Origin of the sequence: Streptomyces sp. NPDC000410 (assembly GCF_040300305.1) — a bacterium.
In the GTDB taxonomy this organism is placed as follows: domain Bacteria; phylum Actinomycetota; class Actinomycetes; order Streptomycetales; family Streptomycetaceae; genus Streptomyces.
On the sequence record NZ_JBEPDM010000006.1, the window covers coordinates 16,391 to 32,162 of the forward strand.

The window sequence follows — 15,772 nt, forward strand, 5'->3', positions numbered from 1 at the left end:
GGGACAAAGCCCGCCGCAGGCCCCCCGGCGGTTCCCGCCCCCCGCCTCACCCCGCTCGCGCAGCCGCGCACACCCCCCGGGTGATGCGGGCGATGTCCTCGTCGCCCGTCACGTACGGCGGCATCGTGTACACCAGGTCGCGGAACGGCCGCAGCCAGACGCCCTCGCGGACCGCCGCTGCCGTCGCCGCGGGCATGTCGACGGGGTGGTCGAGCTGGACGACGCCGATGCCGCCGAGGACGCGGACGTCCTTGACGCCCGGTAGCGACCGCGCCTCCGAGAGGCCGTCGCGCAGGCCCGCCTCCAGGCGTTTGACCTCCAAGGACCAGTCCTGGGAGAGCAACAGGTCGATCGAGGCGCAGGCCACGGCGGAGGCCAGCGGGTTGGCCATGAACGTCGGCCCGTGGGCCAGCACGGGGACCTCGCCCTGCGAGATGCCCTCCGCGACCCGCGAGGCGCACAGCGTCGCCGCCATCGTCAGATAGCCACCGGTGAGCGCCTTGCCGAGGCACATCACATCGGGCGAGACCCCCGCGTGCTCCGCCGCGAAGAGGGCGCCCGTGCGCCCGAACCCGGTCGCGATCTCGTCGAACACGAGGAGCACGTCATGCTCGTCGCAGGCCTCCCGCAGCACCCTCAGATACGCGGGGGAGTGGAACCGCATCCCGCCCGCGCCCTGCACCACCGGCTCCACGATCACCGCCGCCAGCTCGTCCGCGTGCCGTGCGACGAGCGAGCGCAGATGGGACGCGTACGACGCGTCGTACTCCTCGTACCCGGCCGGCGGCGCGTCCGCGAAGATCTGCCGCGGCAGCACCCCCGACCACAGCTCGTGCATCCCGCCCTCGGGGTCGCACACCGACATCGGCTGCCAGGTGTCCCCGTGGTACCCACCGCGCCAGGTCAGCAGCCGCTGCTTGCGCGGCCGCCCGACCGAGCGCCAGTACTGCAGGCACATCTTGACGGCGACCTCGACGGACACCGACCCCGAGTCGCAGAGGAACACGTGCTGGAGCGGCTCCGGTGTGATCTCCACGAGCGTCGCCGCCAGCCGGACGGCCGGTTCATGGGTGAGGCCGCCGAACATCACATGGCTCATCCGGTCCAGCTGGCCACGCGCCGCCTCGTTGAGCACCGGGTGGTTGTAGCCGTGGATCGCCGACCACCACGACGACATCCCGTCGACCAACTCACGCTGCCCGTACGCCGGTTCGGCGAGCCGGAGCCGTACCCCGGACGCCGACTCCACGACCAGCGGGTCGGTGCGCCCCGGCATGGGGCCGTACGGGTGCCAGACGTGGGCCCGGTCCAGGGCCACCAGTTCGCGGGCCCCCAGTGACTCAGGGGGTGTCCGGCGGATCATGCTGGGCTCGCGACGCCCTGCGACTCCGTCTCTCCCCCTAGGCCTGTCGGCCTGGGAGGTACCCCCAGCATTGTCGTCAGTAGGCATGGTCCCCCGTAGCCCTTCGGGCACGGGAGGTACCCCCACCACCATGACTCCTTCCTCCGCGGATCCGAAGCCGCATGACTCCCCCTGGGCCCTGGGGGGCCGGGAGGTGCCCCCAGCTCGCTGATCCAGCCTGATCCACCGGACACCCCCTAGGCATTGGGCGCGAGGTCGGTGCCGGCGCCCCGGCGGCGCACCGCCACCAGGTCCGTACGGGCCTCCGCCGCGGCCGAGGGGACCTCGGTGGGCGCCTCGGCGGAACCGCCGTCGCCGCACACCGAACCGCCGTCGCCGCCGCACGCCGAGCCGCAGCCGCCGCCCGCGCGGTGCTCCGGCAGCGTCGTCGTGTCCGCGCCCTCCACCTCGAAGCCCGCGTCCGCGATCATCTCCAGGTCGGCCTTGCCGGCCTGGCCCTCGCTGGTCAGGTAGTCGCCGAGGAAGATCGAGTTGGCGAGGTGCAGCGCCAGCGGCTGGAGGGTCCGCAGATGGACCTCGCGGCCGCCCGCCAGCCGTACTTCCACGTCCGGGCAGACGAACCGCACCATCGCAAGGATCCGCAGCGCACGCTGCGGGGTGAGGTTCCACTCCTTGGCGAGCGGCGTGCCCTCGAACGGGATCAGGAAGTTCACCGGAACCGAGTCCGGGTCCAGCTCGCGCAGCGCGAACACGACGTCGACCAGGTCCTCGTCGCTCTCGCCCATGCCCGCGATCAGCCCCGAGCAGGCCGAAAGACCGGCCGCGTGCGCCTTCTGGACCGTGTCCACCCGGTCGGCGTACGTGTGGGTGGTCGTGATGTCCCCGTACGTCCCCTCGGACGTGTTCAGGTTGTGGTTGTACGCGTCCGCGCCCGCGGCCCGCAGCCGCTCCGCCTGGCCGTCGGAGAGCAGCCCGAGGCAGGCGCACACCTCGACGTCCTCGTTCTGGGACTTGATCGCCTCGATGGTCTGTGAGACCCGGTCCACGTCCCGGTCGGTCGGACCCCGGCCGCTGGCGACCAGGCACACCCGCTTCGCGCCGCCCGCGACGCCGGCGGCCGCGGCCTCGGACGCCTCGTCAGGCTTCAGCCACGTGTACTTGAGGATCTCCGCCTTGGAGCCGAGCCGCTGGGAGCAGTACGAGCAGTCCTCGGGACACAGCCCGGACTTCAGATTGACCAGATAGTTCAGCTTCACCCGCCGCCCGAACCACTGACGGCGCACCTTTCCGGCCGCGGCCACCACTTCGAGCAGTTCGTCGTCGGAGGTCGCCAGCACGGCGAGCGCTTCTTCGCGGGTCGGCAGCTCGCGCCGCAGGCCCTTGTCCACCAGCGTGTTCAGGAGGTCCATGGCGCAGATCCTTGCCTACCGGACACCCCGTTTCCAAGGAGGAACCCCACAACACACGCTGAACGAGGTGTGTGTATGGCCACACTCTGACCTCGCACGTCCCCAGCTAGGGTCTGTACGCAGCCTACAAAAGGACCGGACCATGCCTCAGGTGCCCCACGATCCTTTCGAGTGGACTCCCTTCGACTGGACGGACGACGCGGCGCGCCGCCGCGCGGACGCCGGACTCGTGCGCACGCTCCGGCCGCGCCCCGCCGACGCCACCCTGCTCGATCTCGCGAGCAACGACTACCTCGGCCTCACCAGGCGGCCGGAGATCACGGCGGCCGCGGCCGAGGCGGCCCGGCGCTGGGGGGCGGGTGCCACCGGCTCCCGGCTGGTCACCGGCAGCACCGAGCTGCACGCGGAACTGGAGCGGGAGCTGGCCGAGTTCTGCGGGTTCGAAGCCGCTCTCGTGTTCTCCTCCGGATACGCGGCCAACCTCGCCGCGCTCACCGCGCTCAGCGCGCACGGGTCCCTGATCGTCTCGGACGCGGGCAACCACGCCTCGATCGTCGACGGCTGCCGGCTCTCCCGCGCCGAGACCGCGGTCGTGGCGCACGCCGATCCGGAGGCCGTACGCAAGACCCTCGACGCGCATCCCGGCCGCCGCGCCCTCCTGGTCAGCGACTCGGTCTTCTCGGTCGACGGCGACGCCGCGCCCCTGCGCGAGTTCGCGGACGCCTGCCGTACGCACGGCCCGGCGGCCCTGGTCGTCGACGACGCGCACGGCTTCGGCGTCGTCGGCGCGGGCGGCCGGGGAGCGCCGCACGCCGCGGGGCTCGCGGGCGCGCCCGGCGTCGTCACCACGCTCACCCTGTCCAAGTCCCTGGGCAGCCAGGGCGGTGCCGTCCTCGGCCCGGCGCGGGTCATCGACCACCTGGTCAACGCGGCCCGGACGTTCATCTTCGACACCGGACTCGCCCCGGCCGCCGTGGGCGCGGCGCTCGCGAGCCTGCGGCTGCTGCGCCGCGACCCGGGCCTCGCGGACCGCGCCCGCGCGGTCGCCGCCACGCTGCACGAGCGGCTGACGGGCGCGGGCCTGACCGCCGCCCGCCCGGACGCGGCCGTCGTCTCCGTACAGGCTCCGTCGCCGGAGTCGGCCGTACGGTGGGCGGCGGACTGCCGCGCCGAAGGGCTGGCTGTCGGCTGTTTCCGGCCGCCGTCCGTGCCGGACGGGATCTCGCGGATCCGGCTCACGGCCCGCGCCGACCTCACGGATCAGCAGATCGAGGCGGCGGTCAGCGCGCTCCTGCGGACCGCGCCGCCGCGCTGAACTCCGCCGAGTGCCGCACGAAGCTGCTCCACGCCTCCGGGGAGAAGCGCAGGTGCGGCCGCTCGGTGTGCTTGGAATCGCGCACGGCCAGCGCGCCGTCGGCGTAACAGGCCGTCTCGACACAGTTGTTCATTCCGACACTGCGGCTGCTGCGCTGCCATGGGGTGCAGACCTGGGACATGGGGGGTTGCCTTCCCTACGCGCCGTCATTGATCCCGGCGATGAGATCCAACGAGTCGTGGAGCGGGAGCGCATGCGCCTGCATCGTGCGGAAAGCGGCGCCGTACGCCTCAAGGTCTTCTTTCCGTTCCAGATAGAGGCTACTCGTCAAGTGGTCAAGAACGACCACATCCAGATCAGAAGTGTTCGGAAAGGAGAAGATAACGAACGGTCCGGTGAGGCCCGCATAACCACCCGTCGAGAAGGGAAGCACCTGGAGCCGCACATGCGGGAGTTGGGCCACCTCCAGCACCCGGCGCAGCTGTGCGCGCATCACCCGGGGGCCGCCCACCTGCCGCCGCAGCACCGCCTCGTCCAGCACGGCGCAGAGGGTCAGCGGGCGGGACGCCCGCAGCACCTCCTGGCGGGCGAGCCGCACCTCCACCAGCGAGTCCACCGTCGCCGCGGACACCCCGCCGAGCGCCGAACGGGTCACCGCCCGCGCGTAGTCCGGCGTCTGCAACAGGCCCGGCACCACCGACGTCTCCAGCGTGCGCGCCGCACAGGCCTGCGACTCCAGGCTGATGAAGTCCCGGTACTGGGGCGGGATCACCCCGCGATAGGCGTGCCACCAGCCCGTGCCCCCACCGCCGGCCGAGCCCGCCAGGGCCTCCAGCAGCTCCCGCAGCCGGAGGTCGCGCACCCCGTACGCGTCGAGCAGCCGGACCACATCGTCGGGGCGCACCCCGCTCGCACCGGTCTCGATCCGGCTCACCTTCGACTGGTGCCATCCCACGAGCCGCGCGGCCTCCCGGCTGGTGAGGCCCACGTCGACCCGCAGCCCGCGCAGTTCCTCACCGAGCTTGCGCCGACGCACCGCGGGACCATGCCGCATGGCTGCCGCCTCCTTCCGGCCCAGCTTCGGGGCAGCCATCCATACTGCGCCCAAATAGGGTCTCGCGTCGCAGAGTTCACCGCTTCGAGCGACAGATATATGCATATCTTGGGGGATCGCCACCAACGACGGCACCAACAGTGGCACTCTGGCGCGAAGCGCAATCCGAGGCCATTCAGGTCATCCGGCCCCGGTGGGAAAGGGACAGCTCGCCATGGCAGACCACCAGGAATCATCCGTCACTCTGCCGAGCGATCCCGCCTCGGTCTCGGCCGCGCGGAGATACGTCTCCGGCGTACTCACCGAATGGGGGCTGCCCGGGGAGGCCGAAGCGGCCGACACCGTCCGGCTGATCGTCTCCGAACTCGCCACCAACGCCGTGCAGCACACCTTCGGCCAGTCGCCGACCTTCACGGTCGACGTACGGCTCGAGCGCGACGAACAGCTGCGCATCGGCGTCACCGACAGCCATCCGCGCTGGCCGCAGCGGCTCCCCGCGGCGGTCCAGCAGGACAACGGGCGCGGCATGGTGATCATCCGCTGGCTCACCGCCGAATGCGGGGGCCGGCTCTCCGTCACCCCCACACCGGAGGGCGGCAAGACCGTCTGGATCGCCCTGCCGTGGACGGCTCCCGTCCAGAACTGAACCGCCGACCCGGCCTCAGTCCGGCTGTGGCTCGTCCCGCACGCCGGGCCTGCGCCCCACGGCCCAGGGCAGTACGGCCCACAACCCGGTGCAGGTGAGCAGGGTCGCGGCGGCGGCGATGATCCCCTCGGGTGTGCCGTGCACGACATCGACCACGAGCAGCACCGAACCGGTCAGCGCCAGAGCCAGCACGCCCATGCCGATCGCGGCGAGCCGCGAGGAGACCGAGACGATCTCCTTCTTGGCGCCCCTGCGGAACAGGCCCCGGTGGAGCGCCGCCGGCGCCATGAAGAGCGCCGCGGACAGCATCGCGAGCATCAGTGTCGTGACGTACGTACCGCGCTGGAAGGAGTCCAGCGAGGGGAACCCCGCGGTGAAGGCGAGGGTCAGCAGAAAGGCGAACAGGATCTGTACGCCGGTCTGGATCACGCGCAGCTCCTGGAGGAGCTCGGCGAAGTTGCGGTCGGCGCGCTCCGCCGGTGTCTCGTCCCGCTCGGAGCGGGCCTTGTCGTCAGGCATGGTTGACGAGTAGCCCGAACCGAGCGGAACATGCCACGCACTGAGCCGATCGGGTCGGTCCGGTCAGTTCACACGGCCGTACCAGACGCTCCGCGACCAGATCTTGTCCAGCTTCACCACGGAGCCGGTCTTCGGGGAGTGCCAGATCTTGTTTTCACCGGCGTAGATGCCGACGTGGTACACGTACTGGCCGGAGTGGAAGAACACCAGGTCACCGGCCTTCCGCTCGGACGCCGAGATGTGCCGGGTGCGGTTGTACTGCTGCTGTGCCGTGCGTGGCAGGCTCTTGCCGGCCTTCTTGTACGAGTAGAGCGTGAGCCCCGAGCAGTCGAAGCGGGAGGGGCCTGTCGCCCCGTACTTGTACGGTGCTCCCCTCTTCGACGCGGCGATGTCGAGCGCCTTCGTCGCGTGGGCCGAGGCGGCGTGGGCCTCGGACGTGCCGCCCGGCAGGAGCAGGGAGCCGCCGACGGCGGCGATGGTGAGAGCCGAGACGGCGCCCGTCCGAGAGAGCACGGCCGGGAGATGTTTCTGCGCAGTCATGCGCAACCCTTCGTCAGCCGCCTGTGAAGGATGACCTGTCGGGTTCGGACCTGCGAAGATGCCCGGCCGCGTGAACGGCTTCACCCCAAGGACCGGCGATGGTGCGCTGCCGGACCGTACTGCTCGGGTCCTCCACTCCTGCCGAAGCACTCCTGTCGACCAGTCATCCGGTGCGGCGGCAGGACTCGGCGTCCGCCCGGACCGCCCCGCCGCGGTGGCGGGGGCTTGTCGTCCCAGGGATCTTGACTCACGACCTGCCGGATTTCCGAGCCGAAACGACGTTTTGTGAGTCTCCTCACCACTGATCCATTTGGGTGGGCAGAGCCGTTTGGCTGACTATGAGCCGCTGCATAACGAGCCTCGTACCAGCAACGGAACGGTCGATTGCGCCGAATGCCTCATCGCGAGGCGCAACTCGCCCGGTACTAAAGTTGAAGGGGCGACTACTCCGGTTGGGCGACACCCACTCGTACGCCTCCGGACCGCGAGTCGGCCATCCGATGCCCCTTCAGGTTCCTCGCCGTCAACTCGCCGACTCGGGCGGAACGGTGATCCGGGCCGCGCGCCGTTCCCCGTCCAGCACCCGCAGCGCGCGGGCCAGGGTGGGCGTGTGCAGCTCGCTCTCGCCGCGTGCGTGCATCAGTGCGAGCGCGTCGCGCAGGGCCGCCGCCTGTCCGGCCAGCGCCTGAGCGGCGCGCAGGGCTCCGTAGGTGTGGGTGCCCCGGGCCGGATTGATCCGTCCCAGCAGGTCGACGACGTCGAGATAGCGGTCGATGAGCTCACTTTCGGCGCGCGTCAGTGCGGGCAGTGGCGGCAGTTCAGGCGGCAGCACGGCGGGCTCACCGCGCGCCGAGCGAAGCGGCTGACGTCTTGCGGTTCTTGATGATGTGGTCCACGAGGCCGTACTCCTTGGCCGCGCCGGCGTCGAAGACGGTGTCGCGCTCGATGTCGGCGGCGACGCGGTCGGCGCTCCGTCCGGTGTGGCGCACCAGCATCGCGGCCATCTGCTCGCGCAGCCGCAGCAATTCCCGTGCCTGGATGTCCAGATCGCTCGGCATGCCCCGCATCGGTTCGTCCAGTGCGGGCTGCTGGACGACGATACGGGCGCCGGGCAGGGCCATGCGTTTGCCGGGCGCGCCGGCCGCGAGCAGGACGGCGGCGGTGGAGGCGGCCTGGCCCAGGCAGGTCGTCGCCACGTCGCAGGTGACGACCTGCATGGTGTCGTAGATGGCGGACATCGCGGTGATGGGTCCGCCGGGGGAGTTGATGTAGAGGTTGATGTCCTGGTCGGGGGCGGCGTACTCGAGGTGCAGGAACTGCGCGATGACGTCGTTGGCCGAGGTGTCGTCGACCGGTGCGCCGAGGAAGATGATCCGCTCCTCCAGCAGCTTCGAGTACGGGTCGAGGGAGCGGATGCCGGTGCTCGTGCGCTCGGTGAACTCGGGCAGGACGTAGCGGGCGGAAGGCCGGTTCATGGCGTACCTCTCTCTGTAAAAAATGTACAGGACGTACAGGCCGTTATGATGGGAGCATGGCCTATGAGATTCCGGTGACGCAAGCAAGGGCGGAGCTCGCCGAACTGATCAACCGCGTGGTGTACGGCGGGGAGCGCGTGGTCGTCACCCGCCACGGGAAGCCGCTCGTCGCCCTGGTCTCCGCTGCTGACCTGGAGAGACTCGAAGGTCTGGCGTCGGCCGCGGAGCCGGCCGAGGAGCCCGTGATCACGTCTGTCTCGCGACTCGGCACGGCGTCGCCGTCCGCTCCCGGCGAACGCGGCCGCTTCGGCATCGCGGCGGAGCATCGCGCTCCGGGCCCGGACGGGCGCGGCGCGTAGAACGATCTCCGGCCTCACGTGGCGGCGTGCCGATGTCCACGCATCTGCCAAAGATCAGTTAACGCGGCGGAAAAACTTCCGCCCTAACGTCAAACCATGGCAACGGGATACCCGTAGTCACGTTATGACGGCGTTGGCTTGAACTAGGTTCCGGCTGCGCCTTGGTGATCACCCGGGCTGGACGACGTGAGGTGGAAGCGTGCAACTGACTCCGCATGAACAGGAAAGGCTCCTGATCCATGTCGCCGCCGACGTGGCGGAGAAGCGCAGGGCCCGCGGGGTGAAGCTCAACCACCCCGAGGCGGTCGCCCTCATCACCTCGCACATCCTGGAGGGCGCACGCGACGGACGCACCGTCGCCGAGCTCATGCGCACCGGCCGTAAGGTGCTCACCCGGGACGACGTCATGGCGGGAATCCCCGAGATGCTCCACGACGTCCAGGTGGAGGCGACCTTCCCGGACGGCACGAAGCTCGTCACCGTCCATGACCCGATCGTGTGACGGGGGCGGACGCGTGATTCCCGGAGAGATCCTGTACGCCGACGAGCCGGTCAGACTGAACGAGGGCCGCGAGGTCATCCGTGTGACCGTGCTCAACGCCGCGGACCGGCCCGTCCAGGTCGGCTCGCACTACCACTTCGCCGAGGTCAACCCGGGCCTCGACTTCGACCGCGCCGCTGCCAGGGGCCGGCGCCTGAACATCGCCGCGGGCACCGCCGTGCGCTTCGAGCCCGGCATCCCGGTCGAGGTCGAACTCGTACCGCTGGCGGGCCTTCGGGTCGTGCCGGGACTGCGGGGAGAGACCGGGGGCGCTCTCGACGAGCGCGGAGAACTCGACGCGAGCGGAGAAGAAGATGCCTGAGCTCACACGTGCCGCGTACGCCGACCTCTTCGGGCCGACGACCGGTGACCGGGTACGGCTCGCGGACACCGCGCTGCTCGTCGAGATCGAGGAGGACCTCTCCGGCGGGCCCGGACGCGCGGGCGACGAGGCGGTGTTCGGCGGCGGCAAGGTGATCCGGGAGTCGATGGGCCAGTCCCGGACCACCCGGGCCGAGGGCGCCCCGGACACGGTCATCACCGGCGCGCTGATCATCGACCACTGGGGCGTGGTCAAGGCCGACATCGGCATCCGTGACGGCCGGATCACCGGTATCGGCAAGGCCGGTAACCCCGACACCATGGACGGCGTCCACCCGGAGCTGGTCATCGGCCCGGAGACCGAGGTCATCGCGGGCAACGGGAAGATCGTCACCGCCGGTGCCATCGACGCCCACGTCCACTTCATCTCGCCGACCGTCGTCGACGAGGCCCTGGCGTCCGGCATCACCACGCTCGTGGGCGGCGGCACCGGCCCGGCCGAGGGCTCCAAGGCCACGACCATCACCCCGGGTTCCTGGCACCTCGCCCGGATGTTCGAGGCGTTGGAGCACTACCCCATCAACATCGGGCTGCTCGGCAAGGGCAACACCATGTCGCGCGAGGCGATGCACGCCCAGCTGGGCGGCGGCGCCATCGGCTTCAAGATCCACGAGGACTGGGGGGCCACACCGGCGGTCCTCGACGCCTGCCTCGGCGTCTGCGAGGAGACCGGAGCCCAGCTCGCCGTCCACACGGACACGTTGAACGAGGCCGGGTTCGTCGGTGACACGCTCGCGGCGATCGCCGGGCGCACGATCCACGCGTACCACACCGAGGGTGCGGGCGGCGGGCACGCGCCGGACATCATCACGGCGGTCTCCGAGCCGTACGTCCTGCCCAGCTCCACCAACCCGACCCGCCCGCACACGCTCAACACCATCGACGAGCATCTCGACATGCTGATGGTCTGCCATCACCTCAACCCCGCGGTCCCGGAGGACCTGGCCTTCGCCGAGTCGAGGATCAGGCCGTCCACCATCGCCGCGGAGGACGTCCTGCACGACCTCGGCGCCATCTCCATCATCTCCTCGGACTCCCAGGCCATGGGACGGGTCGGCGAAGTGATCCTGCGGACCTGGCAGACCGCTCACGTCATGAAGGAGCGCCGGGGCGCGCTGCCGGGTGACGGCCGCGCCGACAACCTGCGGGCCCGGCGCTACGTCGCCAAGTACACGATCAACCCGGCCGTCGCCCAGGGCATGGACCACGAGATCGGCTCGGTCGAGACGGGCAAGCTCGCCGACCTGGTGCTGTGGGACCCCGCCTTCTTCGGCGTCAAGCCGCAGCTCGTCCTCAAGGGCGGCCAGATCGCGTACGCGCAGATGGGCGACGCCAACGCCTCCATCCCGACCCCGCAGCCCGTGCTGCCCCGGCCCATGTTCGGCGCCATCGGCCGGGCCCCCGCCGCCAACTCCGTCAACTTCGCCACCGCGGCGGCGATCGAGGGCGGACTGGGCGAACGGCTCGGACTCGGCAAGCGGTTCGCGCCGATCCGGAGCACGCGCGGTGTCACCAAGGCCGACATGCGGGAGAACGACGCCATGCCGCGCGTCGAGGTCGACGCCGACACGTTCACGGTGACCATCGACGGGGAGCCCGTGGAGCCAGCTCCGGCGGAGGAACTGCCCATGGCCCAGCGCTACTTCCTGTTCTGACCATGGACGACCACACCTCCACACGGTCCGCCCCGTCCACGGTGGACAGGACACCCGACGCGCTGACCGGTTCGCCGGGCCGACGGCCGGGCGCGCGTGCCGCGCTGCTCGTCCTCGCCGACGGCCGGTTCCCCGCCGGAGGGCACGCGCACTCCGGCGGGGCGGAAGCGGCGGTACGCGCAGGGCGCATCCAGGACGCCGCGGGGCTCGCCGGATTCTGTCGCGGGCGGCTGCACACCACGGGGCTGACCGCCGCCGCCCTCGCCGCGGCCGCGGCGCTCGGGCTCGACCCGCTCCTGCTGGACGCGGCCGCCGACGCGCGGACCCCCTCGCCCGCCCTGCGCGGCACCGGCCGCAAACTCGGTCGGCAGCTGATGCGGGCCGCCCGCGCCACCTGGCCGTCGCCCGAACTGGACGCGCTCGCAGGACAGTTGCCCAAGGGGGCGCACCAGCCGGTCGTGCTCGGGCTGGCCGCCCGGGCCGCGGGCCTGGACCCGCAGGACGCCGCCCATTGCGCCGCGTACGAGACGGTGAGCGGGCCCGCCACCGCCGCGGTGCGCCTGCTCAGTCTCGATCCCTTCGAAGCCACCGCCGTCCTCGCTCGCCTCGCGCCCGACATGGACCAGGTCGTGGACCGCGCCGTCGCCGCCGCCCTGCGGGCGGCCGAGCTCGGTGTCGACGCCCTGCCCGCCGCCTCCGCCCCCCTGCTCGACATCACCGCGGAGCAGCACGCGGCCTGGTCCGTACGCCTCTTCGCCTCGTAGGCCGCCCGTCCACCCGTCCACCCGTCCGCCTCGCACGCCGCTGCACAAGCCGTTCGAGCCGGTTCGTCAGCCATCCGCCTCGTCAGTCCCAAGGAGCCGCACCATGCATCTCGACCACGGCCACGACACCACCGGCCCGGCCGTCAGCGCCGACGCCGTACGACCCGACGGCGTCCGCCGTGCGCTGCGCATCGGCCTCGGGGGCCCCGTCGGATCCGGCAAGACCGCGACGGTCGCCGCACTCTGCCGCGCCCTGCGCGACACGCTCTCCATCGCCGTCGTCACCAACGACATCTACACCCGAGAAGACGCCGAGTTCCTGCTGCGCAACGCCGTCCTGCCGCCCGAGCGCATCCAGGCCGTCGAGACCGGCGCCTGCCCGCACACCGCGATCCGCGACGACATCTCCGCCAACCTCGAAGCCGTCGAGGACCTGGAGGACACGGTCGGGCCGCTCGATCTGATCCTCGTCGAGTCCGGCGGCGACAACCTCACCGCCACCTTCTCCAAGGGCCTCGTCGACGCGCAGATCTTCGTCATCGACGTGGCGGGCGGCGACGACATCCCCCGCAAGGGCGGCCCCGGCGTCACCACCGCCGACCTGCTCGTCGTCAACAAGACCGACCTCGCCCCGTACGTCGGCTCCGACCTGGCGCGCATGGCCCGCGACGCCAAGCAGCAGCGCGGCGAACTCCCCGTCGCCTTCACCTCGCTCACCGGCGCGGACGGCGTCGGCCCCGTCGCCGACTGGGTCCGCGGACAGCTCGCCGCCTGGACCGCCGCCGCGTGAGCGTCCAGGCCACCGCCCGCATCGCCGCCACCCGCGACGGCGCCCTGCCCGTCCTGGAGAGCGCCGGGCCGTTCGCCCTGCGCCGTACCCGGGCGGCGGGCCCGTACACCCGGGTCACCGTCGTCGGCGCCATGAGCGCACCGCTCGGCGGCGACCGGCTCGCCATCGAGGCCGACGTACGCGACGGCGCCAGGCTGCACGTCGACTCGGCCGCCGCGACGGTCGCCCTGCCCGGCCGTACCCCGGGCGAGGCCACCTACGACATCACGCTCAAGGTGGGGGAGGAGGCCGAGCTGCGCTGGCTGCCCGAGCAGCTCATCACCGCACGCGGCAGCGAACTGCGCACGCACACCCGCGTCGAACTCGCCGCCACCGCACGGCTGGTGCTGCGCGAGGAGCAGATCCTCGGGCGGTCCGGCGAGGACACCGGCACCCTCACCACCCGCCTCACCGTCCACCGCGCCGGCCGCCCCCTGCTCGACCAGGAACTGGCGTACGGCCCCGGCGCGCCCGGCGGCTGGGACGGCGGAGCGGTGCTCGCCGGACACCGTGCGGTGGGTCAACTCCTCGTGGTGGACCCGGAGTTCACGGACAAGCCCGCCGAGCCGCGGCGACTCGGCGACACGGCGGTCCTCACCCCGCTCGCCGGCCCCGCCGTGCTGGTCACCGCGATCGCCCGGGACGCGCTCTCCCTGCGCCGTCTGTTCGACGAGGTCCTCGCCACCTGACCGGGGGCGCCCCGCACGCTCAGTGGCGGCGCAGCCGCCGGAACTTCCCGGGCGGCTGCTGCCCTGCGTGCCCGGCCTTCACCTTGGCGGCGTACTCGTCCACGTACTCCTGGCCGGACAGCGTGAGGATCTCGTACATGATCTCGTCGGTCGCGGCGCGCAGCACCGCCTTCTCGTTCTCCATGCCGGCGAACCGCGAGAAGTCCAGCGGTTTCCCGAAGCGGATGGTCACGCGCCTGATGCTCGGAATGACCTGACCGGGCGGCTGGATCTCGAACGTGCCGACCATCGCACACGGCACCACGGGCACCCCCGCCTTGATGGCCATCACCGCGACCCCGACCTTGCCCTTGTAGAGCCGCCCGTCGTGCGAGCGCGTGCCCTCGGGGTAGATGCCGAGCAACTCGCCCTTCTCCAGCACCCCGAGCCCCTCGCGGATCGCGGCCTGCCCGGCGTCCTTGCCGGACCGGTCCACCGGGATCTGACCGGCGCTGCGGAAGAACGAGGCGGTCAGCCGGCCCTTGAGCCCGGGACCGGTGAAGTACTCGGCCTTGGCGAGGAAGGTGATGCGCCGCTTGAGGATCGCGGGCATCAGGAAGTGGTCGGAGAACGACAGATGATTCCCCGCGACGATCGCCGCCCCGTCCGCCGGAATGTGCTCCAGCCCCTCGATCCGGGGCCGGAACAGCAGCCGCAGCAGTGGCCCCAGAACGACGTATTTGAGGACGTAGTAGAACACGTGGTCGCTCCCAACGGTTCCGGCTCGGCTCCGGGCAGCGTTCTGCCAGGTCATGGGGTGGGTCGGAGAGAGTCAGTGTATGCGCGGGCCTCGCCGCCCGTAACCACTTCGCTGCGGCATGTGTCCGGGCCGCCCCTCTCCGCGCTGTCCCGCTGAAGTACGCCACGCTCGGGCACGGGCAAGCCCCGGGGCCCGATGAGGGGCGCCCAGGGCTTGTTGTCCGGTCAGGCCGAGGTCAGCGCGCACTCGCCGCGGTCGGCCTTCATCGGGCCGGCCGCGCTCGGGCGGACGTCGAAGTCGAACATGGCGGTGGGTACGTACAGCGAGCAGCAGGCGTTGGGGATGTCGACGATGCCGCTGATACGTCCCTCGATGGGTGAAGACCCGAGCAGCAGGTAGGCCTGCTCACCGCTGTAGCCGAACTTCTTGAAGTACTCGACGGCGTTGAGGCAGGCGCGGCGGTAGGCCAGTGTCGCGTCCAGGTAGTAGTTCGTGTCCGTGTCGTGGTCGACGGAGATCCCGATGAACGTCATGAACTCCGTGTACCTCGGCTCGACATTGCCCGGAATGAACACGGGGTTGGTCGAGATGCCGTACGTCTCCATGCCGCCCTTGATCAGGTCGACGTGGAAGTCGATGAAGCCGCCCATCTCGATGGCGCCGCAGAAAGTGATCTCTCCGTCACCCTGGCTGAAGTGCAGGTCGCCACCGGAGAGCTTGGCGTCCTTGACGTGCACGGGGTAGAACACCCGCGAGCCCCGGGTGAAGTTCTTGATGTCGTGGTTGCCTCCGTTCTCGCGGGCCGGCACCGTACGTGCGCCTTCCGCGGCGATCTTCTTGGCGAGGTCCCCGGTGGCCATGCCGGCGAGCGCGTTGGTGGCGTCCGGCGGTACGGCGAGCGGGGGGACCCGGTTCGGGTCGGTGTCGATCAGCGCCTTCTCACGGGCGTTCCACCGGGCGAGCATCTCGGTGGACGGGGCGGTTCCGAACAGCCCCGGATGGGTGATTCCGGTGAACCGGATCCCCGGAAGGTGCCGGGAGACGGCCTGCTGTCCGTGGAAGTCCCAGATCGCCTTGTAGGCGTCCGGGAAATAGTCGGTCAGGAAGCCGCCGCCGTTGGCCTTGGCGAAGATGCCGGTGTAGCCCCAGCCCTGGCCCGCCGCGTCCCCGGTCTGCTGCGGAACGGGGCCGAGGTCGAGTATGTCCACGACGAGCAGGTCGCCGGGCTCGGCCCCCTCCACGCCTATCGGGCCGCTGAGCATGTGAGGGATGGTCAGGTCGATGTCTCGTACGTCGTTGGCGGAGTCGTTGTTGCCGACCTGGCAGTCGGTCCAGTCACGGCACTCCATGCGGAACTCGGCTCCGGGCTTCACCATGGCGACGGTGGGGACGTCCGGGTGCCACCGGTTGTGTCCGGGGACAGCCTGGTCACGCATCGACTTGCTGTGGTCCACGTTGAAGAGAATTTCGGGCATAGCAGTTCCTTATTTCTGA

19 protein-coding genes and 1 riboswitch are annotated in these 15,772 nt (G+C 70.9%); of the genes, 9 read left to right on the plus strand and 10 right to left on the minus strand.

Annotation, left to right across the window (positions count from 1 at the left end; genetic code table 11):
* Positions 1-46 precede the first annotated feature (46 nt).
* Together ABT342_RS09915 and bioB are read right to left on the minus strand one after the other, a co-directional pair.
* Positions 47-1,363, minus strand: a complete 1,317-nt coding sequence (locus ABT342_RS09915; RefSeq protein ID WP_351569712.1) for an adenosylmethionine--8-amino-7-oxononanoate transaminase — start codon at positions 1,361-1,363, stop codon at positions 47-49.
* Between the two features lie 236 nt (positions 1,364-1,599).
* Complete coding sequence (gene bioB / locus ABT342_RS09920; protein WP_351569714.1) at positions 1,600-2,772, minus strand: biotin synthase BioB; 1,173 nt, start codon at positions 2,770-2,772, stop codon at positions 1,600-1,602.
* A gap of 142 nt (positions 2,773-2,914) precedes the next feature.
* Between bioB and ABT342_RS09925 the strand changes: the two genes are divergently transcribed.
* The gene (locus ABT342_RS09925) at positions 2,915-4,087 is read left to right on the plus strand and encodes an 8-amino-7-oxononanoate synthase (RefSeq protein ID WP_351569715.1); all 1,173 of its coding nucleotides are present in this window, start codon (positions 2,915-2,917) and stop codon (positions 4,085-4,087) included.
* On the opposite strand, the gene ABT342_RS09930 is transcribed toward ABT342_RS09925, so the two are convergent.
* Both ABT342_RS09930 and ABT342_RS09935 read right to left on the minus strand, forming a co-directional pair.
* Positions 4,053-4,268, minus strand: a complete 216-nt coding sequence (locus ABT342_RS09930; protein ID WP_351569717.1) for a DUF397 domain-containing protein — start codon at positions 4,266-4,268, stop codon at positions 4,053-4,055. The genes ABT342_RS09925 and ABT342_RS09930 overlap by 35 nt on opposite strands.
* A gap of 15 nt (positions 4,269-4,283) precedes the next feature.
* Complete coding sequence (locus ABT342_RS09935; RefSeq protein ID WP_351569720.1) at positions 4,284-5,141, minus strand: helix-turn-helix domain-containing protein; 858 nt, start codon at positions 5,139-5,141, stop codon at positions 4,284-4,286.
* A gap of 214 nt (positions 5,142-5,355) precedes the next feature.
* On the opposite strand from ABT342_RS09935, the gene ABT342_RS09940 reads away from it, so the two are divergent.
* Positions 5,356-5,787: an ATP-binding protein gene (locus ABT342_RS09940; protein WP_351569723.1), complete on the plus strand. Its 432-nt coding sequence runs from the start codon at positions 5,356-5,358 to the stop codon at positions 5,785-5,787.
* Positions 5,788-5,802: 15 nt separating this feature from the next.
* Here the strand turns inward: ABT342_RS09940 and ABT342_RS09945 are convergent, their stop codons facing one another.
* The 4 genes from ABT342_RS09945 to ABT342_RS09960 form a co-directional block, all read right to left on the minus strand.
* Positions 5,803-6,306: a DUF6328 family protein gene (locus ABT342_RS09945; protein WP_351569726.1), complete on the minus strand. Its 504-nt coding sequence runs from the start codon at positions 6,304-6,306 to the stop codon at positions 5,803-5,805.
* A gap of 63 nt (positions 6,307-6,369) precedes the next feature.
* On the minus strand, positions 6,370-6,846 hold the full coding sequence (locus ABT342_RS09950; RefSeq protein WP_351569729.1) for a C40 family peptidase: 477 nt from the start codon (positions 6,844-6,846) through the stop codon (positions 6,370-6,372).
* A gap of 3 nt (positions 6,847-6,849) precedes the next feature.
* Positions 6,850-7,005, minus strand: a riboswitch (cyclic di-AMP (ydaO/yuaA leader).
* 364 nt (positions 7,006-7,369) lie between these two features.
* The gene (locus ABT342_RS09955) at positions 7,370-7,678 is read right to left on the minus strand and encodes a hypothetical protein (protein WP_351569732.1); all 309 of its coding nucleotides are present in this window, start codon (positions 7,676-7,678) and stop codon (positions 7,370-7,372) included.
* Positions 7,679-7,685: 7 nt separating this feature from the next.
* A complete protein-coding gene (locus ABT342_RS09960) occupies positions 7,686-8,321 on the minus strand; it encodes an ATP-dependent Clp protease proteolytic subunit (protein ID WP_351569735.1) in 636 nt (211 codons plus the stop codon).
* Positions 8,322-8,377: 56 nt separating this feature from the next.
* Between ABT342_RS09960 and ABT342_RS09965 the strand changes: the two genes are divergently transcribed.
* The 7 genes from ABT342_RS09965 to ABT342_RS09995 all read left to right on the plus strand — a co-directional run bounded on the left by ABT342_RS09965 (position 8,378) and on the right by ABT342_RS09995 (position 13,539).
* On the plus strand, positions 8,378-8,680 hold the full coding sequence (locus ABT342_RS09965; protein ID WP_351569738.1) for a type II toxin-antitoxin system Phd/YefM family antitoxin: 303 nt from the start codon (positions 8,378-8,380) through the stop codon (positions 8,678-8,680).
* 199 nt (positions 8,681-8,879) lie between these two features.
* Entirely contained in the window at positions 8,880-9,182 is a 303-nt protein-coding gene (locus ABT342_RS09970; RefSeq protein ID WP_351569741.1) for an urease subunit gamma, read from the plus strand.
* A gap of 13 nt (positions 9,183-9,195) precedes the next feature.
* A complete protein-coding gene (locus ABT342_RS09975; RefSeq protein WP_351569743.1) occupies positions 9,196-9,543 on the plus strand; it encodes an urease subunit beta in 348 nt (115 codons plus the stop codon).
* Positions 9,536-11,257: an urease subunit alpha gene (locus ABT342_RS09980; RefSeq protein WP_351569745.1), complete on the plus strand. Its 1,722-nt coding sequence runs from the start codon at positions 9,536-9,538 to the stop codon at positions 11,255-11,257. Before ABT342_RS09975 ends, ABT342_RS09980 begins: the two co-directional genes overlap by 8 nt.
* Before the next feature lie 2 nt (positions 11,258-11,259).
* Positions 11,260-12,021 carry an urease accessory protein UreF gene (locus tag ABT342_RS09985; RefSeq protein WP_351569747.1) on the plus strand — a complete coding sequence of 254 codons (762 nt, stop codon included), beginning with the start codon at positions 11,260-11,262 and terminating at the stop codon, positions 12,019-12,021.
* Between the two features lie 103 nt (positions 12,022-12,124).
* Complete coding sequence (gene ureG, locus ABT342_RS09990; protein WP_351569748.1) at positions 12,125-12,811, plus strand: urease accessory protein UreG; 687 nt, start codon at positions 12,125-12,127, stop codon at positions 12,809-12,811.
* Positions 12,808-13,539 (plus strand): urease accessory protein UreD, encoded by a 732-nt coding sequence (locus ABT342_RS09995; RefSeq protein ID WP_351569750.1) that lies wholly within the window; start codon positions 12,808-12,810, stop codon positions 13,537-13,539. Before ureG ends, ABT342_RS09995 begins: the two co-directional genes overlap by 4 nt.
* Before the next feature lie 19 nt (positions 13,540-13,558).
* On the opposite strand, the gene ABT342_RS10000 is transcribed toward ABT342_RS09995, so the two are convergent.
* Positions 13,559-14,278, minus strand: a complete 720-nt coding sequence (locus tag ABT342_RS10000; protein ID WP_351569752.1) for a lysophospholipid acyltransferase family protein — start codon at positions 14,276-14,278, stop codon at positions 13,559-13,561.
* Between the two features lie 224 nt (positions 14,279-14,502).
* Entirely contained in the window at positions 14,503-15,753 is a 1,251-nt protein-coding gene (gene fmdA / locus ABT342_RS10005; protein WP_351569755.1) for a formamidase, read from the minus strand.
* Positions 15,754-15,772 lie beyond the last annotated feature (19 nt).